Source organism: Sphingomonas lacusdianchii, assembly GCF_022664395.1.
GTDB classification, from domain to species: domain Bacteria; phylum Pseudomonadota; class Alphaproteobacteria; order Sphingomonadales; family Sphingomonadaceae; genus Sphingomonas; species Sphingomonas lacusdianchii.
Map to the genome: position 1 here is coordinate 1 of NZ_JAKRET010000012.1, position 25,053 is coordinate 25,053.

30 protein-coding genes and 2 tRNA genes are annotated in these 25,053 nt (G+C 66.4%); 14 read left to right on the plus strand and 18 right to left on the minus strand.

Going from position 1 to position 25,053, the window contains the following annotated elements; translation table 11 throughout:
* Positions 1-43 precede the first annotated feature (43 nt).
* Positions 44-679, plus strand: a complete 636-nt coding sequence (locus MF607_RS15535; protein WP_242120727.1) for a DUF3987 domain-containing protein — start codon at positions 44-46, stop codon at positions 677-679.
* Positions 680-946: 267 nt separating this feature from the next.
* On the opposite strand, the gene MF607_RS15540 is transcribed toward MF607_RS15535, so the two are convergent.
* From MF607_RS15540 to cpdR, 3 genes are all read right to left on the minus strand, one after another.
* Positions 947-1,972, minus strand: a complete 1,026-nt coding sequence (locus tag MF607_RS15540; protein WP_242120425.1) for a tyrosine-type recombinase/integrase — start codon at positions 1,970-1,972, stop codon at positions 947-949.
* 122 nt (positions 1,973-2,094) lie between these two features.
* Positions 2,095-2,169, minus strand: a tRNA-Val gene (locus MF607_RS15545).
* 75 nt (positions 2,170-2,244) lie between these two features.
* Complete coding sequence (cpdR, locus tag MF607_RS15550; RefSeq protein WP_056455298.1) at positions 2,245-2,622, minus strand: cell cycle two-component system response regulator CpdR; 378 nt, start codon at positions 2,620-2,622, stop codon at positions 2,245-2,247.
* 101 nt (positions 2,623-2,723) lie between these two features.
* On the opposite strand from cpdR, the gene MF607_RS15555 reads away from it, so the two are divergent.
* Positions 2,724-3,587, plus strand: a complete 864-nt coding sequence (locus tag MF607_RS15555) for an N-formylglutamate amidohydrolase (RefSeq protein WP_242120428.1) — start codon at positions 2,724-2,726, stop codon at positions 3,585-3,587.
* 184 nt (positions 3,588-3,771) lie between these two features.
* Here the strand turns inward: MF607_RS15555 and MF607_RS15560 are convergent, their stop codons facing one another.
* The 3 genes from MF607_RS15560 to MF607_RS15570 form a co-directional block, all read right to left on the minus strand.
* Positions 3,772-4,305 carry a cytochrome b gene (locus tag MF607_RS15560; protein ID WP_242120431.1) on the minus strand — a complete coding sequence of 178 codons (534 nt, stop codon included), beginning with the start codon at positions 4,303-4,305 and terminating at the stop codon, positions 3,772-3,774.
* Complete coding sequence (locus MF607_RS15565; protein WP_242120433.1) at positions 4,305-5,090, minus strand: SapC family protein; 786 nt, start codon at positions 5,088-5,090, stop codon at positions 4,305-4,307. The genes MF607_RS15560 and MF607_RS15565 overlap by 1 nt, the downstream gene beginning before the upstream one ends.
* A 79-nt stretch (positions 5,091-5,169) precedes the next feature.
* Positions 5,170-6,612, minus strand: a complete 1,443-nt coding sequence (locus MF607_RS15570; RefSeq protein ID WP_242120435.1) for an FAD-binding oxidoreductase — start codon at positions 6,610-6,612, stop codon at positions 5,170-5,172.
* A gap of 106 nt (positions 6,613-6,718) precedes the next feature.
* Here MF607_RS15570 and MF607_RS15575 point away from each other — a divergent pair, with 106 nt between their 5' ends.
* The 4 genes from MF607_RS15575 to MF607_RS15590 all read left to right on the plus strand — a co-directional run bounded on the left by MF607_RS15575 (position 6,719) and on the right by MF607_RS15590 (position 10,150).
* On the plus strand, positions 6,719-7,168 hold the full coding sequence (locus tag MF607_RS15575; protein WP_242120437.1) for a hypothetical protein: 450 nt from the start codon (positions 6,719-6,721) through the stop codon (positions 7,166-7,168).
* A gap of 108 nt (positions 7,169-7,276) precedes the next feature.
* A complete protein-coding gene (locus tag MF607_RS15580; RefSeq protein WP_242120440.1) occupies positions 7,277-8,662 on the plus strand; it encodes a DEAD/DEAH box helicase in 1,386 nt (461 codons plus the stop codon).
* A gap of 4 nt (positions 8,663-8,666) precedes the next feature.
* Positions 8,667-8,870 carry a DUF1289 domain-containing protein gene (locus MF607_RS15585; RefSeq protein WP_242120441.1) on the plus strand — a complete coding sequence of 68 codons (204 nt, stop codon included), beginning with the start codon at positions 8,667-8,669 and terminating at the stop codon, positions 8,868-8,870.
* A gap of 65 nt (positions 8,871-8,935) precedes the next feature.
* Positions 8,936-10,150 (plus strand): SDR family oxidoreductase, encoded by a 1,215-nt coding sequence (locus MF607_RS15590; RefSeq protein WP_242120444.1) that lies wholly within the window; start codon positions 8,936-8,938, stop codon positions 10,148-10,150.
* Between the two features lie 63 nt (positions 10,151-10,213).
* Here the strand turns inward: MF607_RS15590 and gmk are convergent, their stop codons facing one another.
* The 6 genes from gmk to MF607_RS15620 form a co-directional block, all read right to left on the minus strand.
* A complete protein-coding gene (gmk, locus tag MF607_RS15595) occupies positions 10,214-10,876 on the minus strand; it encodes a guanylate kinase (RefSeq protein ID WP_242120445.1) in 663 nt (220 codons plus the stop codon).
* A 150-nt stretch (positions 10,877-11,026) separates the two neighbouring features.
* On the minus strand, positions 11,027-11,233 hold the full coding sequence (locus MF607_RS15600) for a hypothetical protein (RefSeq protein WP_110152741.1): 207 nt from the start codon (positions 11,231-11,233) through the stop codon (positions 11,027-11,029).
* The gene (locus MF607_RS15605) at positions 11,230-11,448 is read right to left on the minus strand and encodes a hypothetical protein (protein WP_242120447.1); all 219 of its coding nucleotides are present in this window, start codon (positions 11,446-11,448) and stop codon (positions 11,230-11,232) included. Before MF607_RS15605 ends, MF607_RS15600 begins: the two co-directional genes overlap by 4 nt.
* Positions 11,449-11,662: 214 nt before the next feature.
* Positions 11,663-13,048 carry a class II fumarate hydratase gene (gene fumC / locus MF607_RS15610; RefSeq protein ID WP_242120449.1) on the minus strand — a complete coding sequence of 462 codons (1,386 nt, stop codon included), beginning with the start codon at positions 13,046-13,048 and terminating at the stop codon, positions 11,663-11,665.
* 23 nt (positions 13,049-13,071) lie between these two features.
* Positions 13,072-13,488 (minus strand): GNAT family N-acetyltransferase, encoded by a 417-nt coding sequence (locus MF607_RS15615; RefSeq protein ID WP_242120451.1) that lies wholly within the window; start codon positions 13,486-13,488, stop codon positions 13,072-13,074.
* A complete protein-coding gene (locus tag MF607_RS15620) occupies positions 13,485-13,967 on the minus strand; it encodes an SspB family protein (RefSeq protein WP_242120453.1) in 483 nt (160 codons plus the stop codon). The genes MF607_RS15615 and MF607_RS15620 overlap by 4 nt, the downstream gene beginning before the upstream one ends.
* An 81-nt stretch (positions 13,968-14,048) precedes the next feature.
* Between MF607_RS15620 and hisB the strand changes: the two genes are divergently transcribed.
* From hisB to hisF, 5 genes are read left to right on the plus strand one after another with little or no spacing between them, the layout of a single operon-like run.
* On the plus strand, positions 14,049-14,636 hold the full coding sequence (gene hisB, locus MF607_RS15625) for an imidazoleglycerol-phosphate dehydratase HisB (protein WP_242120455.1): 588 nt from the start codon (positions 14,049-14,051) through the stop codon (positions 14,634-14,636).
* A 1-nt stretch (position 14,637) separates the two neighbouring features.
* Positions 14,638-14,943: a YciI family protein gene (locus tag MF607_RS15630; RefSeq protein WP_242120458.1), complete on the plus strand. Its 306-nt coding sequence runs from the start codon at positions 14,638-14,640 to the stop codon at positions 14,941-14,943.
* Positions 14,940-15,539: an imidazole glycerol phosphate synthase subunit HisH gene (gene hisH, locus MF607_RS15635; protein WP_242120460.1), complete on the plus strand. Its 600-nt coding sequence runs from the start codon at positions 14,940-14,942 to the stop codon at positions 15,537-15,539. The genes MF607_RS15630 and hisH overlap by 4 nt, the downstream gene beginning before the upstream one ends.
* Positions 15,527-16,255, plus strand: a complete 729-nt coding sequence (gene hisA / locus MF607_RS15640) for a 1-(5-phosphoribosyl)-5-[(5-phosphoribosylamino)methylideneamino]imidazole-4-carboxamide isomerase (RefSeq protein WP_242120462.1) — start codon at positions 15,527-15,529, stop codon at positions 16,253-16,255. Before hisH ends, hisA begins: the two co-directional genes overlap by 13 nt.
* On the plus strand, positions 16,252-17,022 hold the full coding sequence (gene hisF / locus MF607_RS15645; RefSeq protein ID WP_242120464.1) for an imidazole glycerol phosphate synthase subunit HisF: 771 nt from the start codon (positions 16,252-16,254) through the stop codon (positions 17,020-17,022). Before hisA ends, hisF begins: the two co-directional genes overlap by 4 nt.
* A 44-nt stretch (positions 17,023-17,066) precedes the next feature.
* On the opposite strand, the gene MF607_RS15650 is transcribed toward hisF, so the two are convergent.
* Genes MF607_RS15650 through petA form a run of 4 tightly spaced genes read right to left on the minus strand, consistent with a single transcriptional unit; the run spans position 17,067 to position 20,412 of the window.
* Positions 17,067-17,615 carry an adenine phosphoribosyltransferase gene (locus MF607_RS15650; RefSeq protein WP_242120729.1) on the minus strand — a complete coding sequence of 183 codons (549 nt, stop codon included), beginning with the start codon at positions 17,613-17,615 and terminating at the stop codon, positions 17,067-17,069.
* Complete coding sequence (locus MF607_RS15655) at positions 17,615-18,481, minus strand: cytochrome c1 (RefSeq protein ID WP_242120466.1); 867 nt, start codon at positions 18,479-18,481, stop codon at positions 17,615-17,617. Before MF607_RS15655 ends, MF607_RS15650 begins: the two co-directional genes overlap by 1 nt.
* 10 nt (positions 18,482-18,491) lie before the next feature.
* Positions 18,492-19,817 (minus strand): cytochrome b, encoded by a 1,326-nt coding sequence (locus MF607_RS15660; RefSeq protein WP_242120469.1) that lies wholly within the window; start codon positions 19,815-19,817, stop codon positions 18,492-18,494.
* 10 nt (positions 19,818-19,827) lie between these two features.
* Positions 19,828-20,412: a ubiquinol-cytochrome c reductase iron-sulfur subunit gene (gene petA / locus MF607_RS15665; RefSeq protein WP_242120471.1), complete on the minus strand. Its 585-nt coding sequence runs from the start codon at positions 20,410-20,412 to the stop codon at positions 19,828-19,830.
* Between the two features lie 247 nt (positions 20,413-20,659).
* Between petA and MF607_RS15670 the strand changes: the two genes are divergently transcribed.
* The 3 genes from MF607_RS15670 to MF607_RS15680 all read left to right on the plus strand — a co-directional run bounded on the left by MF607_RS15670 (position 20,660) and on the right by MF607_RS15680 (position 22,520).
* Positions 20,660-21,355 (plus strand): peptidylprolyl isomerase, encoded by a 696-nt coding sequence (locus tag MF607_RS15670; protein ID WP_242120473.1) that lies wholly within the window; start codon positions 20,660-20,662, stop codon positions 21,353-21,355.
* A gap of 23 nt (positions 21,356-21,378) precedes the next feature.
* Positions 21,379-22,410 carry a tRNA preQ1(34) S-adenosylmethionine ribosyltransferase-isomerase QueA gene (queA, locus tag MF607_RS15675; RefSeq protein WP_242120475.1) on the plus strand — a complete coding sequence of 344 codons (1,032 nt, stop codon included), beginning with the start codon at positions 21,379-21,381 and terminating at the stop codon, positions 22,408-22,410.
* 36 nt (positions 22,411-22,446) lie between these two features.
* Positions 22,447-22,520, plus strand: a tRNA-Gly gene (locus tag MF607_RS15680).
* A 148-nt stretch (positions 22,521-22,668) separates the two neighbouring features.
* Here the strand turns inward: MF607_RS15680 and pcaF are convergent.
* Together pcaF and pcaDC are read right to left on the minus strand one after the other, a co-directional pair.
* Positions 22,669-23,874, minus strand: coding sequence for a 3-oxoadipyl-CoA thiolase (pcaF, locus tag MF607_RS15685; protein WP_242120477.1), 1,206 nt, complete (start codon positions 23,872-23,874; stop codon positions 22,669-22,671).
* On the minus strand, positions 23,874-25,052 hold the full coding sequence (gene pcaDC, locus MF607_RS15690; protein WP_242120479.1) for a bifunctional 3-oxoadipate enol-lactonase/4-carboxymuconolactone decarboxylase PcaDC: 1,179 nt from the start codon (positions 25,050-25,052) through the stop codon (positions 23,874-23,876). The genes pcaF and pcaDC overlap by 1 nt, the downstream gene beginning before the upstream one ends.
* Between the last annotated feature and the right edge of the window lies 1 nt (position 25,053).

The window sequence follows — 25,053 nt, forward strand, 5'->3', positions numbered from 1 at the left end:
CATGATCTCCACCTCACGCAGCTTGCCGATGATCTCCTCCGGCTTGTGCTTCTTCGCTGGCATTCGTCGTCCCTTCCTTGATCCAGACTGTCATAGTCGATGGACCACTCAGAAGGGGGCAGCTCAATGCCGAGACGCTCACGATGACGGCGCGGGCATTCCCTACCTCCGGTTCGATTCAGAGGCTATCGAGGCATTCCTCGGCTATCGCGGCTGGTTAGAGCCGACTATCCGTAGTGACGAGTTGCCGTCCGCATTGACGGAACACCTGAGCAAATACCGCGGGCTGGTGGCGCGGCTTGCGCTTATCTGCCACCTTGCGAGCGGGGGAGTAGGCCCCGTGCCGGCCACCGCTGTCACTATGGCCTTGCAGTGGGCTAGATACTTGGAGGCTCACGCAAGGCGAGCCTATGGGTCGCTAATGGTCGATAGCGGAGAGTCTGCTCGCACAATTTGGAGGAGGATCGAGAAGGGCGACCTCCGCGACGGGTTCACGGAACGTGATATCTATGGCCGCGGGTGGGCCAACCTGCACAAGGGGTCACGTCTTTCGGATGGCCTGAAGCTGCTTGTGGAATGTGACTGGCTGGCGGTTCACACCCGGCAAACGGGCGGGCGACCAAGCGTGGTCTACAATATCAATCCCAAGGCTCTCGGAAGGCTGGCAGGAGCCGCCTAGCCCGTGTCAGGGTGTTTGCGTTCGCAGCGTCTCAATGCAATTCGGGACACATGTATCTGCATGTTGAAGCATGCAGATACATGTCCGGCTCCCCTATGACGACCCTGATGGGGTGGCTACCTCGCCGATGGGGTCGCTTTACACAAGTCGCGCCAAGCCGCAGTCGTTCATAACGAGGCGCCTGCGGCTCTGCGGTTCGGCGCCTCTTAAAAGAGTCGTGAGAGAGAACGCCCAGAGGATAGGGTATAATAGACGCCCAGCAGTGGCTCAGGCTGTCTGCATCACTTCTCCCGATCGCTCGGTCCACGTTCGGCCCCGCAGCTTTTGCGCTAACGAATCTGGCCTGAGATGGGTGTAGCGGAAGAGCATTCTAGGGTCACGATGACCAGAGATGATGGCCACCTCCGGCACAGATAGCCCCAACTCAAAGAATCGCGAAACCGCTTCGTGCCGCAAATCATGAAAATGCAGATCGGATAGCCCCGACCGTCTCACCGCCCGCCCCCAAGCCAGTTTCAAAGCATTTGCGGTGATATTAAAGACGGGGCCAGCCGACGCGATCTGCACCTGAAGGACTGAAATCGCTCCGTCGCTGAGGGGAACCGTTCGCGGTCGCCCTGTTTTCGTGTGCGGTAGATAAATCATGCGCTTGGTGAGGTCGATATTCTCCCATCGCATGTTAATGATCTCGCCTCGACGCATCGCGGTCTCTATCGCGAATTGGACGATAAGCGGTAGCTGTGGGTTCTTGCACTCCGAGACAGCCTTCATCAACCGCCCGTACTCGCCGGGACCAAGCCGACGGTTACGCGCGTTGTTCAGCCTAGGTTGCCGCACGTCTTTCACCGGATTCGACGCGAGTCGATAGCCCCATTCCTTCTGTGCGACATCTAAGGCATGCTGGATCAGCCCCAATTCTCTTCGGACGGTGCCGGCCTTGACGTGGCGCAGCCGCTGGTCGCGATACAAAGCAATGTGAGCCGAGGACAGCTCTGCCAAGCTGACGTTCCCAATTGGATCACGTTGAAGCTTTCTCAGACGCTGCCGCTCGGTCGCTTCGCTGAGCTTGGTAGGCGTGACCTCATCAAGGTAACGGTCAATAAGCATGCTAAGGGTCAAGCATTCTAGCTGACGCCTCGGCGTCGCTGGTTCGTTACCTTCGATCCGCGCTTCCTCCATGACCGCCCAGGCCTTCGCATCGCTTTTAGTCGCGAATGTCTGACTTTGCGCAGGATGGCCCTTTCGACGGATTTGCACCGACCATCGCTGTCCGCGCTTTGTGATCGTCGCCACTTCTCACCTCGTGCTTCAAAATTGCTCCACGAGCGACGGCCGAGGCTGATTCAGGCGCTTGTCTCACCAGCGGTAGAGACAAAAAATGCCAGCAATCCGAGTAGGATGCTGGCATTTTTAAATGGTGGGCGCGGCAAGGATTGAACTTGCGACCCCTGCGATGTCAACACAGTGCTCTACCACTGAGCTACGCGCCCGGCGCTCTATCTGTTGCCGGAGAGAGCGAAACCGGAGTGGCGCTGTTAGCGGCGCGATTGCCGCCTGACAAGCGCTTAGTTGCTGGTCGGCACTCTTTCTTCCGCGAACAGCCGATCGACCTCCGCCACCAGCTCGCGCAGGTGGAACGGCTTGGACAGGATGCGGGCATGCGGCACCTGTCGCCCGGCCTTCAGCGTCACCGCGGCGAAGCCGGTGATGAACATGACGCGCAGGTCGGGCACCATCTCGCCGGCGCGCTGCGCCAGTTCGATGCCGTCCATTTCGGGCATGACGATATCGGTCAGCAACAGGTCGAACGATTCGGTCCGCAGCAGCGGGATCGCCGCCGTGCCGCGATCGACCGCGCTGACCCCATAGCCGGCACGTTCCAGCGCGCGGGTAAGATACTCGCGCATCACCTGGTCGTCTTCGGCCAGCAAAATCCTGTACATCCCAACCCCTTCGACCCGAGCCGCTACATTATGCCCGGCCGGGTTAAGATTTTCCAGCGATATGCTCGACAAGTGCGGCGGACCGTGATCCTCTACGGGACATGATCCCCGCCCCTTCCCCGTCCTTCCGCCGCATCGGCCCGGCCGATCCGGTGTCGCCGGTGGTGGTGTCGGTGCCGCATGCCGGACGCGACTATCCACCGGCGATGCAGGCGCTGCTGACGGTGCCGGTCGCGCGGCTGACGGCGCTGGAGGATCGCCATATCGATGCGGTCGCACTGGGCGCGCACGGCCAGGAGACGATGCTGGTCGCAATGCGCCCGCGCGGCTGGATCGACCTCAACCGCTCGCCGCTGCGCGACCGCGATCCGCAGGTCGATGGCGGGGCCGAGCCGCGCATCGCCGGCCTGTCGCCATCGGACAAGGTCCGCAGCGGCATCGGCCTGATCCCGCGGCGGGGCGGCGGGGCCGAGAATATGTGGCAACGCAAGCTGACCGGAGCGGAAGTGGCCGAGCGGATCGCCGAGGACCATGCGCCCTATCACGCGGCGGTGACAGCGGCACTGGCGGCGGCGCAGGCGCGGTTCGGCGTCGCGATTCTGCTCGACCTGCATTCGATGCCGCCACTGGTAGGGCTCGATCCCGCACGGATCGTGCTAGGGGATCGCTATGGGCGGACCGCCGGCGGGCGGCTGACCGATATGGTCGCGGCGGTAGTGCGCGACCATGGCCTGCCGCTGGCGATCAACCATCCCTATGCCGGCGGGCACATCCTGTCGGAACATGCCCGGCCGCGCGCGAACATCCACGCGCTGCAGATGGAGATCGACCGCAGCCTCTATCTCGACGCGGCGCTCGACCGGCCCGGCCGGGGATTGAACGACACGGTCGCGCTGGTGCGGGCGGTGCTCGATCGCATGACCGATTTCGCGATGGACGCCACGCGCCGCATCGCAGCGGAATAGCCCAAGAAAAAAGCCACCCCGTGCAAAACACGGAGTGGCCAAGGTTCAGGGAGGAGGCGCGTGAAACGCGCCGCACGGTCCAACGAAAGGGGGGACATCGAACCGTGTAACCAGTATTTAGGAAGCAGCGCGGACGGCTTCAAGACCCTTTTTCTATTTGACCGTGACTTTATCGCAACGCGCGTCAGCGGGTCCGACGACCGCCCGGCAGCATGCGCGAAACGATGCCGTCGCGCAGCAGGAACTGGTGCCGCAACGCCGCGCCGATGTGCAGCGCGACCAGTCCCGCCATCAACAGTCCGAGCACCTCGTGCGCCTCATGCCCGACCCCGGCGACCGCGGGCGGGATCGGCAGATAGGGGATCGGGAACAGCCCGAACCAGTCGAGCGGGTAGCGCTTGACACCCGACACCATCGCCCAGCCGCTGAGCGGAAGGACGACGAGCAGGACGTAGAACAGGCGGTGGGTCCATTTCGCCGCCAACCGCTCCCATCCCGCAATATGGGCGGGCAGCGGCGGCGGCGGGTTGGCGATGCGCCAGACGATGCGTCCGGCGGTCAGCACCAGCACGGTAATGCCGACCGCCTTGTGGACGCCCATCGACCCGCCGACCAAGCCGATCCACAGATTGACCAGCACGAGCAGCGCGATCGTCCAGTGGAAGAAGATCGCACCGCGCGCGTAACGCTGGGCATGGAACGGCCGGGACGCGGCCATCAGAAGGTCGGCACCGCGACCGGCTGTGCCTGCACCTTACCCTGGCGCATCTGGCGCGCGAACACGTCCCGCATCAGCGACAGCGAGAAGAGGTGCGCGAAGATCAGCGGGAGCATGCCCGACTGCTGCATCTTGCGCAGCTGGTCGCCGCGCAGCTCGTTCAGCTTCTCTTCCGACACCATCTGGAAGCCACGATAGACGAAGGGCTGGTCGCTGCCTTCCTGCTGGATCGACACTTCGCCGTCCATCAGCAGGCCCATATCCTTGATCTCCTTCATGAACATGCCGGTCTTCTGGCCGGCCTGCTCGAACTGTTCGTTGAAGGCGAGGATCTGCTTCGTGACTTCGCTCGGCTGATCGCCGTCGAACAGCGGCTCGCCATCCTCGAACGGGCCGATCACGTCCGACGTCGGATCGAAGCACAGCGACAGCTCGTCCGAATCGGGACGCAGCCGGGCGAGGAGGTAGGGGTAGCGACGGATATAGGCCGGGATATAGGTTTCCTGGTCGAGCAGCCGGCCCTCGTCATCGAGGAAGGTGTTGACCCCTTCGTTCAGGCCCATCAGCGCGAGCGGCACGGGATCGTCACCGACCGAGAACACGATCGGCATCCGGCGCTGCACCAGCGGGAATTCCTCGACGGTAACGGGAATCGCATGCTGCCCGGTCAGGAACGGGGCGCGGTCCGACGAACGGACCTTCCAATTGCCGTGCGTCTGGCTCGAAAGCGGCTCGAGATTATTATAGAACAGCGGAAGCGATTGATTCTGCGGCGCGCTGGCCATTTCAGGGTCTCCAGATACTCAATTCTGCCCGACTATTTGGCCGGACGGCCGCCCCCCCGGGCGTACCTCGTGCCACCGTCTATGGGTTGGCCGCGCGGGGCGCAAGCGATACGAGCTTGCCCGGATTGAACAGGCCGAGCGGGTCCAGCCCGGCCTTGATCCCGCGCAGCGCGGCAAGGCGCGCGGGCGGACCCAGCCGTTCGAGTTCGCCGAGCTTCATCTGGCCGATGCCATGTTCGGCCGAGATAGACCCGCCCGCCGCAGTGACGGCGTCATGGACGAAGCGGGTCACGACCGGTGCATCCTCGGCATACCAGCGCGCTGGATCCACCCCGGCCGGCGCGCGGACGTGGAAATGGACATTGCCGTCGCCAAGATGGCCGAAGGCGGTGGCATGGGTGCCGGGAAAGCGCGCCTCCGCCGCCGCCGCCGCCTCGACCATGAAACGCGGCATGGCGTCGACGGGCACAGAGATATCGTGCTGGACCGCCGGACCGGTCGATTTCTCCGCTGCCGACAGCGAGTCGCGCAGGCGCCAGAAAGCTTCAGCCTGCGCCTCGCTGCTGGCGAGCACGGCATCCTCGATCAGTCCGGCGGCGAACCCTTGAGCGAGCAGCGTTTCGAGCAGGGGCGCGGGCGGCGACTCGCCCGGCGCCGCAACCGCCTCGATCAACAATTGCCACCGATGCTCGCCGCCCAGCGGCGCGCGGGCGCCGGGCACATGCGCGACGGCCAGCGCCAGCGTGTCGGCGGGGATGATCTCGAAACTCTCGATCCGGTCGGTCGCCGCCTGCATCGACCGCAACAGGTCGAGTCCGGCCTGCGGATCGGCGATGCCGGCCCATGCGACCGCGCGCTCGGCAATCGCCGGCGCCAGTTTCAGAGTCGCGGCGGTGACGATGCCCAGCGTCCCCTCCGCCCCGACCAGCAATTGCGCCAGGTCGTAGCCGCGATTGTCCTTCGGCAGCGCCGCCAGCCCGTCATGGATCGAACCATCGGGCAGCACCGCCTCCACGCCCAGCACCAGCCGCCGCATATTGCCCCAGCGCAGCACCTGCGTGCCGCCGGCGTTGGTCGACACCAGCCCGCCGATCGTCGCGCTGCCCCGCGCGCCCAGCGTCAGCGGGAAACGCTGCCCCGTGTCGGCGGCGGCTTCGTGCAGGGTCTGGAGGATGACGCCGGCCTCGACGACCGCCTGTCCCGGATCGATACGCCGCAACCGGTCCATCCGCCGCAGCGACAGCAGCGCCGCCGACCCATCGGCGGGGGGCGTCGCGCCGCCGACCATCGACGTGTTGCCGCCCTGCGGCACGATAGGCACGCCGTGCTTCAGGGCGAGCGCGACCAGCCGGGCGACCTGTTCCGTAGCGGAAGGTTCGAACAGCGCGGCACTTTGCCCGTGATAGCGGCCGCGCCAGTCGGTCAGCCACGGGGCGATCCGATCGGCATCGGTGGTGACGATCCGGTCGCCCAGCGCCCCGCGCGTATCGGCGACCATCGCGGCGACGGGCGACGGCATCATGGTCGGTCGGTTAGCATCGCTACCCCCTTGCGACCAGTTCATCTGTGGTTAAATTCCGATCGGAGATGTTGTTCGCGTGACCGCCCTGCCGCTTCCCGCAGCGACCATGATGTTGCTTCTGCTGGCCTTGCCCGGCGCCGCGCAGCGTCGCGTTGCCGACACCCCCGCAGCGACGACGACGGTGCGGACCGAGGTACGCATCCAGCGGATGATCATCCGCGTCCCCCGCGCGCCCTTCGCCCCCGTCGCGTTCAGCGCACCGCGCGCGCTGCCGCCGATCCAGTGGGTCGAGAAGCGCACCGACCGCTGCCTGCCCGTCCAGAATGTCGCGGCGGTGACGATCAGTCGTACCGACAGCGTCGACCTGTTGCTGAACGGCGGCGGGCGGGTGCGCGCGCGTCTGGCCGACGACTGCCCCTCGCTCGATTTCTATTCGGGCATGTATATCAAGCCGAGCAGCGACGGGCGGATGTGCGCATCGCGCGACGTCATTCGTTCGCGCACCGGCGGCCAGTGCCGGATCGCACAGTTCCGCGCGCTGGTGCCGGCGCGCTGAATTGCAGGCGACCGCCACGCCAAACTTGACTTTTCCGGCATTTTCCGCGACGCGCGGTCCGATTTACCGGAGCGCGGGCCTGTTGCGTTCCCCAGCCATGGAACCGCAATGACCTTCGCCGATCTCGGCCTGTCCGACGAACTGCTGCGTTCCGTCAACGATTCGGGCTATACCGAACCGACCCCCATTCAGGCGGCGGCGATCCCGTCGGTGCTGATGATGCGCGATCTGGTCGCCATCGCCCAGACCGGTACCGGCAAGACCGCATCGTTCGTGCTGCCGATGATCGACATATTGGCACAGGGACGCAGCCGGGCGCGGATGCCGCGGTCGCTGATCCTCGAACCGACGCGCGAACTCGCTGCGCAGGTTGCCGAGAATTTCGAAAAGTACGGCGCCAACCACAAGCTGTCGATGGCGCTGCTGATCGGCGGCGTGTCGATGGGCGACCAGCTGGCGGCGCTGGAAAAGGGCGTCGACGTGCTGATCGCGACGCCGGGCCGGCTGATGGACCTGTTCACGCGCGGCAAGATCCTGCTGACCGGCTGTTCGATGCTGGTCATCGACGAAGCCGACCGGATGCTCGACATGGGGTTCATTCCCGATATCGAGGAAATCTGCACCAAGCTACCCAAGCAGCGCCAGACGTTGTTGTTCTCGGCGACGATGCCGCCGCCGATCAAGAAGCTGGCCGACAAGTTCCTCGACAATCCCAAGACGATCGAGGTGTCGCGCCCGGCATCGACCAACCTGAACATCAGCCAGCATGTCGTGCCGGTCGCCGCCGCCAAGAAGCGCGAAGTGCTGCGCACGCTGCTGGCGCAGGAAGACGTGCGAACCGCGATCATCTTCTGCAACCGCAAGACGACGGTGCGCGAGCTGAACAAGAGCCTGCAGCGTGCCCGTTTCCGCTCGGCCGAGATTCATGGCGACATGGACCAGTCGGCGCGCATCGCCGAACTGGAGCGGTTCAAGCAGGGCGACGTGTCGATCCTCGTCGCCTCGGACGTCGCGGCGCGCGGGCTGGATGTGAAGGGCGTCAGTCACGTCTTCAACTATGACGCGCCGTGGCATCCCGACGATTATGTCCACCGCATCGGCCGCACCGGGCGCGGTGGTGCGACCGGCATCGCCTATACGCTGGTCACGCCCGACGATGCCGAGAATATCGCCAATATCGAAAAGCTGACCGGGCAGAAGATTCCGGTGCTCGAGATCGGTGGCGAACCGGTGGAAGCGCCGGTCGAGGCGGAACCGGTCGAGGAAGCGCCGCGCCGTAGCCGTCGCACCCGTCCCGCCGCCGAACCGGAAGCACCGTGCGAGCGTGCGCCGCGTGCCGAGCGTGAGGAACGCCGTCCGCGTCGCGACCGCGAGGAACGCGCCCCCGAGCGCCGCGACGAACGTCCGGCCCGCTATGTCCAGCAGGACGCGGTCGAGGATGGCGGCTGGAACGGTCCCTTCCCCGCTTTCCTGAATGTGCGCATCCCGGTCTGATCGGGTGGACGACGTGTTCGAATCGGTCGCGCCGCAAGCGATCGAAAGCCCGTGCGTGTTGGTCTGTTCGATCGATACCGACACCGGCTTGTGCCTTGGTTGCGGGCGGACGCGCGACGAGATCGCGCGCTGGACCGCGATCGACGGCGACGCCCGCCGTGCGGTGATGGCGATCCTGCCGCAGCGTATGGCCGCCCTCGAACAATAGATGACCGGACCCCGGACGGTTGCCGTGCGTTGAGCGCGCCATCCAGACATTCGGAGGTTCCCCTCATGGCCGTCACGCTCAAGCCGCTGTCCGAACAGACGATCGTCATCACCGGTGCCTCGTCGGGCATCGGCCTCGCCACCGCGCGCCGGGCCGCCCGCGAAGGGGCCAAGGTTCTGCTGGTCGCGCGCAACGAGGATGCGCTGCGCGAGGCGGTCGATTCGATCCGGCTGCGCGGGGGCAAGGCCGATTTCCTCGCGATCGACATCACCGCCGCCGATGCGCCCGAACGGATCGGGGCGAAGGCACGCTCGGCGTTCGGCGGGTTCGATACCTGGGTCAACGATGCCGCCGTCGCGCTTTATGCCCGGCTGGAGGATACCGGCATCGACGAACAGCGCCGCGTGTTCGACGTCGGCTATTTCGCGACCGTCGCCGCCTCGCTGTACGCTGCGCGCGAGTTAACCGCGCGGGGTGGCGGGGCGATCGTCAATCTCGGATCGATCCTGTCCGACCGGACGGTGCCGGTGCAAGGCGCCTACAGCGCGATGAAGCATGCGGTACAAGGCTTCACCGAGGCGTTCCGCATGGAGATGGAGGCCGAGGGCCGGCCGCTGTCGGTGACCCTCATCAAACCCGCCGCGATCGACACCCCCTATCCCGAACATGCCCGCAACCGCATGGACAAGCCCGCGCGGGTGCCGCCGGTCGTCTATGATCCCGAACTGGTCGCCAAGGCGATCTGCTTCGCCGCCGCCCATCCGAAGCGCGACCTGACCATCGGCGGCACCGGGATGGCGATGACCAAGATGAGCAATCTGCTGCCGCGCAGTGCCGACCGCTTCATGGAAATGTTCTTCAAGGAAGAGGCGCAGACGATCGATACCCCGGCGACGCCCGGTGCCAAGGACAATCTGTTCGAACCGCGCAAGGACGGGCGCGAGCGATCGAACCAGGATATCCATGTCCGCAAGCAGAGCCTTGCGCTCGAAGTGCAGATGCGGCCGTGGACGACGATGGCGATCCTCGGCAGCGTCGGCGTCGCGGCAGGCATGTTGCTGTCGCTGCGCGGATCGACGCCGCGTCGTCGCGACGACGAGGTAAAGCTGCTGCCCCCGCCCCGCGCCCATCAGGCCGATGGCACCGATGCCAGCGCTTCCTACGCCGCCGGGATTGCCGATGAGGGGACGATCCCGGGCAGCGAGCCGGTCTTTTCGGAGCGGCCGGTGGGCGCGCCGGTCGCTCCCAATGCGGCAGAGATCAAGGTCGCCCAGCCGTAAGGACGCGACACGCCTAGCACATCGTCACCCCGGCCTCGCACCGGGGTGGCGGGTGTCAAATCGCTATTCGCCGGGTGCGCGCAGCAATTTGCGGATGAAGCCGATCAATCCGGTCTGGCGCGACCGGCGCAGGCGTTCGGCGGCGAGGATCGTCTGCACCTTGCGGAAGCAATCCTCGACATCGTCGTTGACGAGGACATAGTCGTAACTGTCCCAGTGGCTGACCTCAGCCGCGGCGCGCGCCATGCGGGCGTCGATCACTTCGACGCTGTCGGTGTTGCGCGACACCAGTCGTTGGCGCAATTCGGCCATCGACGGCGGCAGGATGAACACGCGGACGACGTCACCGCCCGCGATCTGGAACAGCTGCTGCGCGCCCTGCCAGTCGATGTCGAACAGCACGTCCTTGCCCGCGCTCAGCATCGCCTCGACCGGCGCGCGTGGTGTTCCATAGCGGTTGCCGAAGACATGCGCCCATTCGAGGAATTCGTGATCCGACACCATGCGCCGGAATTCCTCGAGATCGACGAAGTGATAATCCTTGCCGTCGACTTCCCCGTCACGCGCCGCGCGGGTAGTCGCGGAAACCGACATGGACAGGTCGTTTTCGGCCGCCAGCAACTTGCGTGCGATCGTCGACTTGCCGGCACCGGAGGGAGAGGACAGGACGAACAACACTCCCCGGCGTTTGAAGCCGTGAAGGTCGGGGTCTGGCAGATGGCTCATGGCGGGGCCTCATCGCGCGGGGCGATGCACGGCGTCAAGGGGCGACGGAAATCCATCGCCCCTTGCGGTGATCCGGTTACCCGGTATCCAGTGCCGGCCCGGCACGCCGGGCGGGTGCAGTCGTCGCCATCGGCAGCGACCGCGAACCTCTCAATAGCCGCGTCGCATCTTGTCGAGCTTGCGGCGGTCATAGGCCTTCTTGGCGACATAGCCGCCGCCGAGAATCATGCCGAGCGGCCCCATGCGGCGCATCGCGCTGCCGGCCAGCCAGCCCATCGCAGCACCCTTGGCCCCGCCGCGACCGTCGCGACGATCCATTTCGCGCCCGACCAGTGCGCCAATAATCCGTCCGATCATGCTGCGTCCTCCGTTTCGAACAATTGCGCCTTCAATTCGCCGGCACCGCGCAAGACGGCCCAGCCGACGGCGTAGGTTATCGCCATGGGCACGACGACTTTCAGAACATTCGCGATGACTGCGCCCTTGATCGCGCCATCGATGCTCGAATCGTCATCGCCATTCATCTTGTCGATGGCAGCACCGACCAATGCACCTATCGTCGTTGCGGCCATATCTTCCTCGCTTACATTATACATATACAGCGCAGGACGGGCCGGGATGTTCCCTGTAATCGAGCCCCGCCGACCCTGCACCGACGCCAAAGTTCACACTTGCGCAGCTTGCGACCAGTGCGTGTGACGAGCGAACCACCGCGTCAAAAAGCGAGGGCGACGACGCCTGGCCAGCGGCATCGCACAGACCGGCCCTGTAGGACAGCGACCGCGCCTATCCGACCATCGTCTCCGGCCGGACCAGCCGGTCGAACGTCGCTTCGTCGACCAGCCCCAGCGCCAAGCCGGCCTCGCGCAGCGTCAGCCCCTCATGATGGGCATGCTTGGCGATCTTCGCGGCATTGTCGTAGCCGATCTCGGGCGCGAGCGCAGTGACGAGCATCAGCGAGCGTTCGACCAGCTCGCCGATCCGCGCGCGGTTCGGTTCGATCCCGTCGACGCAGCGTTCCGCGAAACTGACCATGCCGATCGCCAGCAGATCGATCGAGCGCAGCACCGCCGCGCCGATCAACGGCTTGAAGACGTTGAGTTCCAGATGCCCCTGCATGCCCCCAACCGTGACCGACAGGTGATTGCCCATCACTTGCGCGGCGACCATCGTCAGCATCTCGCACTGGGTCGGATTGACCTTGCCCGGCATGATCGAGCTGCCCGGTTCGTTCGCCGGCAGGTCGATCTCGCCCAGCCCGGAGCGCGGCCCCGATCCCAGCAGGCGGATGTCGTTGGCGATCTTGGTCAGTGCGACCGCCAGCGTATTGAGCGTGCCCGACAGCTGCACCAGCGGATCGTTCGATGCCAGCGCCTCGAACTTGTTGGGTGCGGTGATGAAGGCGTGGCCGGTGATCGACGCGATTTCGGCGGCGACCGCCTCGGCGAAACCGGGCGCGGCGTTGAGGCCGGTGCCGACCGCCGTGCCCCCCTGCGCAAGACGTAGCAGATCACCCTCTGCCGCCCGCAGCCGGCGACAGGCATCGCGCAACTGCGCGACATAGCCCGAAAATTCCTGCCCCAGCGTCAGCGGCGTCGCATCCTGCAAATGGGTGCGCCCGATCTTGACGATATCGGCCCAAGCCTGCGCCTTAGTCTCCAGCGACCCGGCCAGCCGGTCGAGCGCGGGGATCAGGTCGCGGTTGAGCGCAACGACCGCAGCGACGTGCAGCGCGGTCGGGAAACTGTCGTTCGACGACTGGCCCTTGTTGACGTGATCGTTGGGATGCACCGGGGACTTGCCGCCCCGGGTGCCGGTCAGCGCTTCGTTGGCGCGCCCGGCGATCACCTCATTGGCGTTCATGTTCGACTGGGTACCGCTGCCGGTCTGCCAGATGACCAGCGGGAACTGATCGTCGAGCTTGCCGTCGATCACCTCGCCCGCCGCCGCCTCGATCGCATCGGCGAGCTTGGCGTCGAGACCGTGGGCGCGGTTCACCCGCGCCGCCGCTTGCTTCACGATCGCGAGTGCATGGACGATGCCGATCGGCATCCGTTCGGACGGGGGAAAGGGGAAATTCTCGATCGATCGTTCGGTCTGCGCGCCCCAATAAGCGGCGGCTGGAACCTCGATCGCGCCGATCGAGTCGGTTTCGGTACGGGTATCGGTCATGGGCATTCAAACCCCCTGCGGCTTCAGTCGATCCGCTTCGACAGGAAGAAGCGCGCATGCCCCGGCGGGAAATCGTCGATCGTGCCGAAGTGACCGAAACCCAGCTTTTCGTAGAAACCCCGCGCCTGAAAGCTGAACGTATCGAGCCAGATGCCGATACAGCCCGCCTCGCGCGCCAGATCCTCGGCACGTTGCATCAGGTCGCGGCCGACCCCCTGCCCCTTACGCTCGGGCGATACCGCAAGAAATTCGACGAACAGCCAGCGATAGCCGATCTTGCCCCACAACCCACCGCAGATCGCGCCTGCATCGTCGCGGACGACGATCGCCACCTGCCGCCGCTCGGTCGGGCCGGCCGCCGCGTCGTTATGCGCGGACAGGATGCGCAGGATCGCCTCGCGCTCGGCCTCGCCCGGGCTGGCGACGACCTCGACCGTCACTTCTTGCGCTTGAAATCCACCGCGACGACGTTCGACCCGTCCTCGCTGGTTGCGATCGGTGCGTCGTTTTCGGGCGGATCATGCGGTTCGGGTTCGTCGCCCGGCTCGTCATTCGCCTGGAAGCGCAGTTCGAAATTGACCGCCGGATCGTGAAAGCCGGTGATCGCGGCAAAGGGAATGACCAGCGTCGAGGGAATGCCGCCGAAGCTCAAGCCGACCGAGAAGCGCGCCTCGTCAACGGTCAGGTCCCAGAAACGGTGCTGGATGACGATCGTCATCTCGTCCGGGAACCGTTCGATCAGCCGCTTGGGGATGTCGACGCCGGGGGCCTGAGTCTTGAAGGTGATGTAGAAGTGATGCTCGCCGGGCAGGCCGCCGCTGGCGGATACCTGCCCGAGCACGCGCCCGACGACGGCGCGCAAAGCTTCCTGGACGATCTCGTCATACGGGATCAGGCTATCGGCGACGGACTGGGTCATGGGCCTTGGGTTAGCGGCGTTTGCCCGCCCGTCAAGATTCGTTGCGTTGCATGCCGGCCCACAGGCGCTATGGAACCCCGCATGCGCACCGCCACCATCGCCCGCAAGACCAGCGAGACGTCGATCGACGTCACGGTCAATCTCGACGGCACCGGCACTTATGACGTGTCGACCGGCGTCGGCTTTTTCGACCATATGCTCGAACAGTTGAGCCGCCATTCGCTGATCGACGTGACCGTCCGCACGGTCGGCGACCTGCATATCGACGCGCATCACACCGTCGAGGATACCGGCATCGCCATCGGCGAGGCCTTCGCCAAGGCGCTGGGCGACAAGCGCGGCATCCGCCGCTATGGCGACGCACTGTCGCCGATGGACGAGACGCTGACCCGTGTCGCCTTGGACATTTCGGGGCGGCCGTGGCTGGTGTGGAAGGTCCAGTTCACCCAGGCGCAACTCGGCACGATGGATACCGAAATGTTCGGCCATTTCTGCCACAGCTTCGCACAGGCCGCCGGCATCACGCTGCATGTCGAGACGATCTACGGCACCAACAACCATCATATCGCCGAAAGCATCTTCAAGGGGCTCGCGCGCGCCCTGCGCACCGCGACCGAGATCGATCCGCGCAAGAGCGATGCCATCCCGTCGACCAAGGGAGTGTTGTGACATGGTAGCCCGTCCGATGCAGCCGATGAGCCTCGCGATGCTCACCTATGTGAAGCCGCTCGACGAGGTCGACGTACACCGCGAGGCGCATGTCGCGTGGATCAAGGCGGCGATGGACGAGGGCGTCATGCTGCTCGCCGGGCGCCGCAATCCCCCGACCGGAGGCGTGCTGCTGTTCCGCGGTGAGGAAGACGCGGTGCGCGCAGTGGCGGAGACCGATCCGTTCGTCATGAACGGCGTCGCGACGGTCGAGATCGTCGCCTTCACCATGACGCTGGCCACGGACCAGATCGGCGATCTGTTTTGATCGCACTGATCGATTACGGCGCGGGCAATCTCCATTCGGTCGCCAATGCGTTGAAGGCGGCGGGCGCGACCGACCTGTCGATCACCGCCGATCCGGACGCGGTGCGGCGGGCCGACCGGATCGTGCTGCCCGGCGTCGGTGCGTTCGCGGCGTGCATGAACGGCCTCAGCGCAATTCCCGGCATGGTCGAGGCGATGCGCGAGCGGGCGCTGGACGGCGGCGTACCGTTCCTTGGCGTGTGTGTGGGGATGCAGTTGCTCGCCACGACCGGTGAGGAGTTCGGCACCCATGCCGGGCTTGGCTGGATCGCCGGCAGCGTCCGCCGTCTGCCGGCGTCACCCGGCATCACCGTGCCGCATATGGGCTGGAACGACGTCGTCCCTGCCCGCGCACACCCGCTGCTGATGCCGGGCGAGGCCTATTTCCTGCACAGCTATGCGTTCGAGGGCGACCATGTTCTGGCCACCACCGACCATGGCGGCCCGGTGACGGCGGCGATCGGCCGCGACAATCTGCTGGGCGTGCAGTTCCACCCCGAAAAGAGCCAGCGCTATGGCATCGCGCTGCTGGAGAGGTTTCTCGAATGGCGTCCCTAACGGTTTTCCCCGCCATCGACCTGAAGGGCGGACAGATCGTCCGGCTGGCGGAGGGCGATATGGACCGCGCCACCGTCTATGGTGACGATCCGGCGCAGCAGGCGCGGCTGTTCGCCGATGCCGGGGCGGATCATCTGCACGTGGTCGATCTCGACGGCGCGTTCGCCGGCCAGTCGGTCAATGGCGATGCGGTCGCCGCGATCCTGCGGGCGTTTCCGGGCCGGGTGCAGCTTGGCGGCGGCATCCGCAACCGCGCCAATGTCGATCGCTGGATCGATCTGGGCGTCGCGCGGGTGGTGATCGGCACCGCCGCATTGGAAGATCCCGATTTCGTACGCGAGGCCGCCGCCGCCTGTCCGGGGCAGGTCGTGGTCGCGGTCGATGCGTGGGACGGCATGGTCGCGACGCGCGGCTGGGCCGATGTGTCGACCGTCTCGGTCACCGACCTCGCCCGCCGGTTCGAGGATGCCGGCGTCGCCGCGCTGCTGTTCACCGATGTCGGTCGCGACGGGATGCTCAAGGGCTGCAATGTCGAGGCGACCGCCGCGCTGGCCGCCGCCGTATCGATCCCGGTCATCGCCAGCGGCGGGGTCGCCGGGATCGAGGATATCCATGCGCTGAAGGGGCAGCCGGGCATCGAGGGCGTCATTACCGGCCGCGCGCTGTACGACGGGCGCCTCGACCTTGCGGAAGCGATCCGGGTCGCCGCCGCATGACCGTGCGGGCGCGCGTCATTCCCTGTCTCGACGTCCATGCCGGGCGGGTGGTGAAGGGGGTGAACTTCGTCGAACTGCGTGACGCCGGCGATCCGGTCGAGCAGGCGCGCGCCTATGATGCGGCGGGGGCGGACGAGCTGACCTTCCTCGACATCGGTGCGAGTCACGAGGGGCGCGACACGATCATCGACGTGGTGCGGCGGACGGCAGAGGTATGTTTCATGCCACTGACCGTCGGTGGCGGGGTGCGTTCGCCCGACGATGCCCGCGCGTTGCTGTTAGCCGGGGCGGACAAGGTCGCGGTCAATTCCGCCGCCGTCGCCCGGCCCGAACTGGTCGCCGATATCGCCGACCGCTTCGGCAGCCAGTGCGTCACCGCCTCGGTCGACGCACGGCGCAGCGACGGGCGCTGGGAAGTCTTCACCCATGGCGGCCGGCGCGCGACCGGCATCGATGCGGTCGAACATGCGCTTCGCCTCGCCGAACTGGGTGCGGGCGAGTTGCTGGTCACGTCGATGGACCGCGACGGGACGCGCGACGGCTATGACCTCGACCTGATCCGCACCATTGCCGATGCGGTGTCGGTGCCGGTGGTGGCGTCGGGCGGGGTTGGGACGCTCGACCATCTCGTGGCGGGCATTACCCAGGGTCATGCGAGCGCGGTGCTGGCGGCGTCGATCTTCCATTTCGGCGAGGCTTCGGTCGCGGATGCGCATGCCGCGCTGGCGGCGGCGGGGGTGCCGGTGCGGTCTCCGGCGCGGGGGTAGGCCGCGACAGGGTGTGCGCGAACTGATGAAGCGTTCTGTGCGCGCTACTCCCCCGGAAACGCCACCAGCGCCGACACCCCGATCCCCTCGCACCGCAGCGATTCGGCTCCGCCCAAGTCCGGCAAGTCGATCGCGAACACCGCCTGTTCGACCACCGCCCCCGCCTTGCGCAACAGCCGCACCGCCGCCCGCGCCGTACCGCCGGTCGCGATCAGGTCGTCGACCAGCAGCACCCGCGCGCCGGGCGCACAGGCATCGGCGTGGATCGCGATCCGGTCGGTGCCATATTCGAGCGCATAGTCTTCAGCGATGGTCGCGCCAGGCAGCTTGCCGTCCTTGCGCACCAGCAATACGCCCGCACCCAGCGCCAGCGCAACGGCGGGCGCGAAGACGAAGCCGCGTGCCTCGATCCCCGCGACCAGATCGATCGGCCCGCGGACTGCGGCGACCATCGCGTCGACTGCCAGCCGCAACCCTTCGGGGTCGAGGATCAGCGTCGTGATGTCGCGAAACTGGATGCCGGGTTTGGGAAAGTCCGGAATGGTGCGGATGCGCCGGGCGATCTCCGCCGACCCGGCGGCATCCGCAACGATCAATGCTTCATGCCCCGCCAGATGTTGCGATAGGCGCCGAAGGCGAGGCCGGTGAAGATCAGCAGGAAGATCACCGCCGCCACGCCCCAGGTGTGCCGCTTCTGCAGGTTCGGCTCGGCGGTCCAGGTGAGGAACGCCGCGACGTCCTTCGCCATCTGGTCGACGGTCGCACGGGTGCCGTCCTGATACTGGACCTGATCATCCCCGGTCAGCGGCGGCGCCATGGCGAGGTTCAGCGTCGCGAAATACCGGTTGAAGTGCAGCCCCTCGGGCGTCTTCGCCTCCGGGAACTTGCGCAGCAATTCGGCAGGCTGCGCGCTGTAGCCGGTCAGCAGCGAATAGACATAGTCGGGGCCGTCGTCGCGCGCCTTGGTCATCAGCGACAGGTCGGGCGGCACCGCGTTGTTGTTGGCGGCGCGCGCGGCGACGTCGTTGGCGAAGACCAGCGGGAAGCGGTCGGACGGCAGGTTCTTGCGCGTCGCCGGTTCGCCCGTTTCCGGGTTCACGCTCGGCTGTTCGATCTGCCAGTCGGTGGCGATCGTCTTGATCTGCCCTTCGTCATAGCCGAGCGCGGCGAGATCGCGAAACGACACCAGCCGCAACGAATGGCAGGCCGAGCAGACTTCCTTGTACACCTGGAAACCGCGCTGGAGCTGCTGGTTGTCGAAGGTGCCGAACAGACCCGCCGATTGCAGCCCCGCCTCACGCGGCTTCAGGTGGAATTCGTGCTCGGCGGAATGGACCGGCTCGTCGTGCAGCATGCCACCGACGGTCGAGAAAATACCGAGCAGCAGCGCGAAGAGAAAGCCCGCGCCGACGACGAGGTTGAGGTTGCGGGCGAGAAAACGGGAAGCGAAGGAGAGCATCGTGATTCCCTTACTCGGCCGCGGCCGGGCTGTTATGCCCCGGAAGGACGGACCCATGGGCGGCGGTCTGCGCGAGCGAGGTGCCGCCTTCACCCTTCAGCACCGCTTCGGTGATCGAATTGGGCAGCGGGCGCGGACGCTCCATCGCCGACACGATCGGCAGCACGACCAGGAAATGGGCGAAATAATATCCCGCCGCGATCTGGCTGAGCAGCACGGTGATTGGCGTCGCCTCCGCCCCGCCCAGATAGCCGAGCACCAGCACGTCGACCAGCAGCACGATCAGGAACAGGCGATAGGTCGGACGGAAATTGGCCGACTTGACCGGCGACTTGTCGAGCCATGGCAGGAAGAACAGCAGCAGGATCGAGCCGAACATCGCCAGCACGCCCCACAGCTTCGCGGGCAGGATGAAGTCGACGGTGAACGCCTTCAGGATCGCGTAAAAGGGCAGAAAATACCATTCGGGCACGATATGCGCCGGCGTGGAAAGCGGGTTGGCCGGGATATAATTGTCGGGGTGGCCCAAGAGGTTCGGTGCGAAGAAGATCAGCGACGCGAACACGATCAGGAACACGCCGAGCCCGAACCCATCCTTGGCGGTGTAATAGGGGTGGAAGGGCACGGTATCCTGCGGCCCCTTCACCTCGACGCCGGTCGGGTTGTTCGACCCCGGAATGTGCAGCGCCCAGATATGCAGGACGATGACGCCCGCGATCACGAACGGCAGCAGATAGTGAAGCGAGAAGAAGCGGTTGAGCGCGGCATTGTCCGGCGCATAGCCGCCGAGCAGCCAGACGCGGATCGTCTCGCCCACCCCCGGGATCGCCGAGAAGAAGCCGGTGATGACCTGCGCCCCCCAGAAGCTCATCTGCCCCCATGGCAGCACATAGCCCATGAACGCGGTCGCCATCATCAGCAGGAAGATGACGACGCCAAGCAGCCACACCATCTCGCGTGGCGCCTTGTACGACCCGTAATAAATGCCGCGGGCGATATGCGTGTAGACGACGATGAAGAACATCGACGCGCCATTGGCGTGGGCGTAGCGCAGGAACCAGCCCGACGGCACGTCGCGCATGATGCGCTCGACCGAATCGAACGCGACCGCGCCGTTGGCGGCATAATGCATCGCCAGCACGATGCCGGTGATGATCTGCACCGCCAGCGCCGCGCCGGCGAGCACGCCGAAATTCCAGAAATAGTTGAGGTTACGCGGCACCGGATAGCCCGCGCCGACCGCGTTGTAGACCAGACGGGGAAGCGGCAGCTTCTCGTCCAGCCAGCGCATCAGCGGCTGTTTCGGTTCGTAATGCTTGGCCCAGGGGAAGCTCATGACTCTCTCCTCAGCCGACGGTCACGACGGTGTCGGACGTGAATGCGTATTCGGGAACGTGCAGGTTCTGCGGCGCCGGACCCGAGCGGATGCGCCCGGCGGTGTCATAGGCCGAACCATGGCACGGGCAGAAATAGCCGCCGAACGGGCCCTTGTTCTCGCCCTCGCCGGCGCCCAGCGGCACGCAGCCGAGATGGGTGCAGACGCCCAGCGTGATCAGCCAGTTGTTCTTGCCGGTCTTGGTCCGCTCTTCCAGCGTCTGCGGATCGCGCAGGTCGCTTAAGGGCACCGCATCGGCCTCGGCGATTTCCTTGGGCGTCAGGTTGCGAACGAACAGCGGCTGTTTGCGGAACGTCGCCTTGATCGCCTGTCCCGGCTCGATCGCCGACAGGTCGATCTCCGTCGTCGACAGCGCCAGCGTATCGGCGGCGGGCGACATCTGGTTGATGAGCGGCAGCGCGATCACGCCCGCGCCGACCCCGGCAAATGCCACCGCGCCGATCGACAGATAGTCGCGCCTGCGGGGGTTGTCCGGCCCGCCGTCCAGCGCGGTCGCGCCGCCTGCGGGTACGTGCTGATCGTCGTCAGTCGCCATTCAACAGCCCTTGTCGTCGGGCGCATTCGCGCCCTGCCCCTCTCCGGTCGCCTTCGTGGAAGCGACGCCGGACCGATCGGTTCTCCGTCCAGTCGCAGGGGGTGATAGCCGGGCGTTCGACCGTTTGCCAATCCCTTTTGCCGAAACCGCACCATAGCGGCGTATCGATGTTCAGATTGGCGCAAGCGACGACATGGTCTATGCGCCGCTGCCTGACCCCATATCCCTCGCGTGTTTCGGGAACTCCATGCGTCGTATCGCCCTTCTGTTCGCCTTTCTCGCCTCGCTGTTCGCGCTGCCTGCCATGGCGCAGGTCATGGACGTGCCGGGACGCGCCCCGCCGCCATCGACCACCGACACGCGCAACCTGTGGATTCTCGACCTGTCGACCGGCGGGCGGGTGACGATCTGGCTGCGTCCCGATGTCGCGCCCAAGATGGTGGCGCGGATCAAGACGCTGACGCGCGAGAAATTCTATGACGGCCTGACCTTCCACCGGGTGATCGACGGCTTCATGGCGCAGGGCGGCGATCCCGATGGCGACGGCACCGGCGGGTCGAAGCTGCCGAACGTCGAGAAGGAATTCAACTATCTGCCGCACGTCCGCGGCGCGGTGGCGGCGGCACGCGCCAATGACGAGAACAGCGCGAACAGCCAGTTCTACATCATGCTCGCCCCGCGTCTTGCGCTCGACAAGAAGTACACCGTGTTCGGGCGGGTGATCGACGGCATGCAATATGTCGACGCGATCGAGAAGGGCGAGCCGCCGGCCAATCCGTCGCGCATCGTCCACGCCTATGTCGCCAGCGACAATCCCCCGCCCTATCAGCCGGAAGCACCGGTTGCGCTGCCCGAAACGGTCGCACCGCTGCCTGCCACCGCGCCGCGCGCCAGGCCCGCTGCCGCTGCACCGAAGCGGGTCCAGCCCAAGCCCGCCCGCTAACATCCGGCCATAGTTCGCGTCCGATGCACGTCGACCTGTTCGATTTCGAGCTGCCCACCGACCGGATCGCGCTGCGCCCCGCCACCCCGCGCGATGCGGCGCGGATGCTGGTGCTGGATGGCGACGCCACGCTCGATCGCGGCGTGCGCGACCTGCCCGCCTGTCTGCGGCCGGGCGATCTGCTGGTGTTCAACGACACCCGCGTCATTCCCGCCCAACTGGAGGGACGTCGCGGCGATGCGACCATCGGCGCGACGCTGCACAAGCGCGAAGGACCGCGGCGCTGGCGTGCCTTCGTCCGTAACGGCCGGCGGCTGCGCGACGGCGACACGATCGATTTCGGCGCGGGCGTGACCGCGATCGCGGGCGACCGAGGCGAGGATGGCAGCTTCGCGCTCGACTTCGCCGGCGACGAACCGGTCGAACTGCTGCTGGAGCGCGCCGGGCGCATGCCGCTGCCGCCCTATATCGCCGCGAAGCGCGGCGGTGCCGATGCGCGCGATGCCGAGGATTACCAGACGCTGTTCGCGCGCGAAGCCGGCGCCGTCGCCGCCCCCACTGCCGCGCTGCACTTCACGCCCGAACTGATGGCGGCGCTGGAAGCCGCCGGGATCAGCCATGCGACGCTGACGCTGCATGTCGGCGCGGGCACCTTCCTGCCGGTCAAGGCGGAGGATACCGACGACCACCGGATGCACGCCGAATGGGGCCGCATCGACGCCGCGACCGCCGGGCGCCTCAACGCCGTCCGCGCCGCCGGCGGCCGGGTGATCGCGGTCGGCACCACCAGCCTGCGACTGATCGAAAGCGCCTGCGACGCCGCCGGACAGGTCCAGCCGTTCGAAGGCGACACCGCGATCTTCATCACGCCCGGTTACCGTTTCCGTGGCATTGACGGCCTGATGACCAACTTCCACCTCCCCAAATCGACCTTGTTCATGCTGGTATCGGCCTTGATGGGGCGCGAACGGATGCAGGCGGCCTACGCCCACGCCGTCGCACAGGAATATCGCTTCTATTCCTATGGCGATGCCTCGCTGCTGCTGCCGACTTGACAGCGCGGCGCGGCAGGGTAATTGCGGAGGGCCCGAGCGGGTGTAGCTCAATGGTAGAGCAGAAGCTTCCCAAGCTTACGACGAGGGTTCGATTCCCTTCACCCGCTCCATGCCTAACCGCAGTTCAAGATGTTTCGTCGGTTCGGTTCATGGCTTCGGGATCGTACACGATCAGCGACCGTGTCGCCGCACCTCCCTTCGTGACGACCCGACGCTTGCTTGATCGCCAGCGTCCGAATAGCGTGGCAACCGGTCGGGTCATCCGGCCCGTTCGAGCATCAGCGCGATACCCTGTCCGACGCCGATGCACATGAAGGCCATGGCATAGCGGCCGCCGGTGCGGTGGAGTTCCTCTACCGCCGTCATGGCGATGCGCGCGCCCGACATGCCGAGCGGATGGCCGAGCGCGATGGCGCCGCCGTTGCGGTTCACGCGGGGATCGTCGGTGGCGATGCCCAGGTCGCGCAGCGTCGCGATCGCCTGCGACGCGAAGGCCTCGTTGAGTTCGATGACGTCGAGCTGGTCGAGACCGATGCCGGTGATGCGGGTGAGCTTGCGCGCCGCCTCGATCGGTCCCGCGCCCATGATGCGCGGCGCGATGCCGGCGGACGCCATGCCGAGGATGCGCGCCCGCGGGGTCAGGCCGTGCCGGGCCGCCGCCGCTTCCGACGCGATCAGCATCGCCGCGGCGCCGTCGTTCAGACCCGATGCGTTGCCCGCGGTCACCGTGCCGTCGGCGCGGACCACCGACTTGAGCTTCGCCAGCGCGTCGAGGCTGGTCGCGCGCGGATGTTCGTCCTGCGCGAAGACGATGGGATCGCCCTTCCTCTGGGGCACGGTAACCGGCACGATCTCTGCAGCCATGCGGCCGCTGGCGATGGCGGCGGCGGCCTTTTGCTGACTGGCGAGCGCAAAGGCGTCCTGGTCCGCGCGGCTGACCTGCCAGTCGTCGGCGACGTTTTCCGCCGTCTGCGGCATGGTGTCGACGCCGTACGCCGCCTGCATCGCCGGATTGACGAACCGCCAGCCGAGCGTCGTATCCTCGATCTTCTGGCTACGGTCGAAGGCGCTGTTCGCCTTCCCCATCACGAACGGCGCACGGGTCATGCTCTCGACCCCGCCCGCGATCAGCAGACCGGCGTCGCCGCTGCGGATCGCCTGGCCCGCGCTGCCGACCGCATTCAGTCCCGATCCGCACAGCCGGTTGATCGTTCCGCCCGGCACCGTATCGGGCAGGCCGGCGAGCAGCACCGCCATGCGCGCGACGTTGCGATTGTCCTCGCCCGCCTGGTTGGCGCAACCGAGCAGCACGTCGTCGACGGCGTCCCAGTCGACGTCCGGATTCCGCTCCATCAGCGCACGCAGCGGAATCGCGGCGAGGTCGTCGGCACGGATGGAGGACAGCGATCCGTTGAGGCGGCCAATGGGCGTACGGATTGCGTCGCAAATATAGGCGTCGGGCATCAGGGTTCCTGTTCGATGCGGGTAATGATCTTCCGGGCTTCACCAAAACCGGTGTTGGCGGCGGGGACCCCGGCATAGATGGCGGTCTGCATCAGCACCTCCTTGAGTTCGTCGGTGGTGAAACCGCCCTGCGACAACCCCGAGCGGACGTGGAGGGCGAATTCCTCCCAGCGGCCGAGCGCACAGGTGATGGCGAGGACGAGCAGGCGCCGGGTGCGGTCGTCGAGGCCCGGCCGCCCCCAGATCTCGCCCCACGCGATGCGAGTGATCATCGCCTGAAAATCGGCGGTGAAGTCCGTGCGCTGCGCGAGGCTGGCGTCGACCCATGCATCGCCCAGCACGCGGCGGCGGTTGACGAGACCCGCGTCGAACAACGTGTCGGCGGCCTGTGCTGCAGCCGCATCGGCGCACAGGAAGCCTCGCAGTGCCGTCGCCAGTGCGGCAGGCGCCTCGATCGGCGGCAGATGCGCGCCGTCGACACTGATGTGACGCGCACCGGGGATTGTCATCAGATGCTCGCCATGCCCGGCATAGGGAGTCGAAACGTCGAGGGTCGCGGTCACCACCAGCGTCGGCACGGCGATGGCGGCGAGGCGGTCGAACAGCGCCATGTCGCGGATCGCCGCACCGGCCCCGGCATAGCCGGCATCGGCCTGGCGCGCGATGCCGTCGCGCAGGGTGTCGGCAATCTCCGGGTGGCGTTTCGCGAAGCCGGCCGACAGGAAGCGTCCGACCGCCATGTCGGCAATGGCCGCCGTACCGTCGCTGCGGACGGTGTCGATCCGCGCGGCCCAGGCAGTCGGATCCATCGTCGCCGAGGTGCAGATCAGCGCCAGTGCGGTCACCCGCCCGGGATGGTCGAGTGCCAGCTGCATCGCGACCATGCCGCCGAGCGACACCCCCGCTATCACAGCCTGCGCGACCCCCGCATCGTCGAGGATCGCCGCGACGTCGTCGGCGAGCATGTTCAGGCTATAGTCGCCATCGGGAGCGTCCGAGCCGCCGGCACCGCGCGTGTCGATGCGCAGCAACCGGAACGCCGGAAGCAACAGCGGGACGGTGCGATCCCATAGCGACAGGTCGGTGCCGATCGAATTGAGCAGCACCAGCACCGGACGATCCGCTGCGCCCTCGATCCGCCAATGCAGACGCACGCCGTCGCGAAGGGTGATAGCCATG

What these genes read in the sequence shown, in the direction of transcription:
- cpdR (WP_056455298.1), bottom strand. Translation starts at nt 2,622, where the DNA reads ATGTACAGGATTTTGCTGGCCGAAGACGACCAGGTGATGCGCGAGTAT.
- MF607_RS15555 (WP_242120428.1), top strand. Translation starts at nt 2,724, where the DNA reads ATGATCCCCGCCCCTTCCCCGTCCTTCCGCCGCATCGGCCCGGCCGAT.
- MF607_RS15560 (WP_242120431.1), bottom strand. Translation starts at nt 4,305, where the DNA reads ATGGCCGCGTCCCGGCCGTTCCATGCCCAGCGTTACGCGCGCGGTGCG.
- MF607_RS15565 (WP_242120433.1), bottom strand. Translation starts at nt 5,090, where the DNA reads ATGGCCAGCGCGCCGCAGAATCAATCGCTTCCGCTGTTCTATAATAAT.
- MF607_RS15570 (WP_242120435.1), bottom strand. Translation starts at nt 6,612, where the DNA reads ATGATGCCGTCGCCCGTCGCCGCGATGGTCGCCGATACGCGCGGGGCG.
- MF607_RS15575 (WP_242120437.1), top strand. Translation starts at nt 6,719, where the DNA reads ATGATGTTGCTTCTGCTGGCCTTGCCCGGCGCCGCGCAGCGTCGCGTT.
- MF607_RS15580 (WP_242120440.1), top strand. Translation starts at nt 7,277, where the DNA reads ATGACCTTCGCCGATCTCGGCCTGTCCGACGAACTGCTGCGTTCCGTC.
- MF607_RS15590 (WP_242120444.1), top strand. Translation starts at nt 8,936, where the DNA reads ATGGCCGTCACGCTCAAGCCGCTGTCCGAACAGACGATCGTCATCACC.
- gmk (WP_242120445.1), bottom strand. Translation starts at nt 10,876, where the DNA reads ATGAGCCATCTGCCAGACCCCGACCTTCACGGCTTCAAACGCCGGGGA.
- MF607_RS15600 (WP_110152741.1), bottom strand. Translation starts at nt 11,233, where the DNA reads ATGATCGGACGGATTATTGGCGCACTGGTCGGGCGCGAAATGGATCGT.
- MF607_RS15605 (WP_242120447.1), bottom strand. Translation starts at nt 11,448, where the DNA reads ATGGCCGCAACGACGATAGGTGCATTGGTCGGTGCTGCCATCGACAAG.
- fumC (WP_242120449.1), bottom strand. Translation starts at nt 13,048, where the DNA reads ATGACCGATACCCGTACCGAAACCGACTCGATCGGCGCGATCGAGGTT.
- MF607_RS15620 (WP_242120453.1), bottom strand. Translation starts at nt 13,967, where the DNA reads ATGACCCAGTCCGTCGCCGATAGCCTGATCCCGTATGACGAGATCGTC.
- hisB (WP_242120455.1), top strand. Translation starts at nt 14,049, where the DNA reads ATGCGCACCGCCACCATCGCCCGCAAGACCAGCGAGACGTCGATCGAC.
- MF607_RS15630 (WP_242120458.1), top strand. Translation starts at nt 14,638, where the DNA reads ATGGTAGCCCGTCCGATGCAGCCGATGAGCCTCGCGATGCTCACCTAT.
- hisA (WP_242120462.1), top strand. Translation starts at nt 15,527, where the DNA reads ATGGCGTCCCTAACGGTTTTCCCCGCCATCGACCTGAAGGGCGGACAG.
- hisF (WP_242120464.1), top strand. Translation starts at nt 16,252, where the DNA reads ATGACCGTGCGGGCGCGCGTCATTCCCTGTCTCGACGTCCATGCCGGG.
- MF607_RS15655 (WP_242120466.1), bottom strand. Translation starts at nt 18,481, where the DNA reads ATGCTCTCCTTCGCTTCCCGTTTTCTCGCCCGCAACCTCAACCTCGTC.
- MF607_RS15660 (WP_242120469.1), bottom strand. Translation starts at nt 19,817, where the DNA reads ATGAGCTTCCCCTGGGCCAAGCATTACGAACCGAAACAGCCGCTGATG.
- petA (WP_242120471.1), bottom strand. Translation starts at nt 20,412, where the DNA reads ATGGCGACTGACGACGATCAGCACGTACCCGCAGGCGGCGCGACCGCG.
- MF607_RS15670 (WP_242120473.1), top strand. Translation starts at nt 20,660, where the DNA reads ATGCGTCGTATCGCCCTTCTGTTCGCCTTTCTCGCCTCGCTGTTCGCG.
- queA (WP_242120475.1), top strand. Translation starts at nt 21,379, where the DNA reads ATGCACGTCGACCTGTTCGATTTCGAGCTGCCCACCGACCGGATCGCG.
- pcaF (WP_242120477.1), bottom strand. Translation starts at nt 23,874, where the DNA reads ATGCCCGACGCCTATATTTGCGACGCAATCCGTACGCCCATTGGCCGC.
- pcaDC (WP_242120479.1), bottom strand. Translation starts at nt 25,052, where the DNA reads ATGGCTATCACCCTTCGCGACGGCGTGCGTCTGCATTGGCGGATCGAG.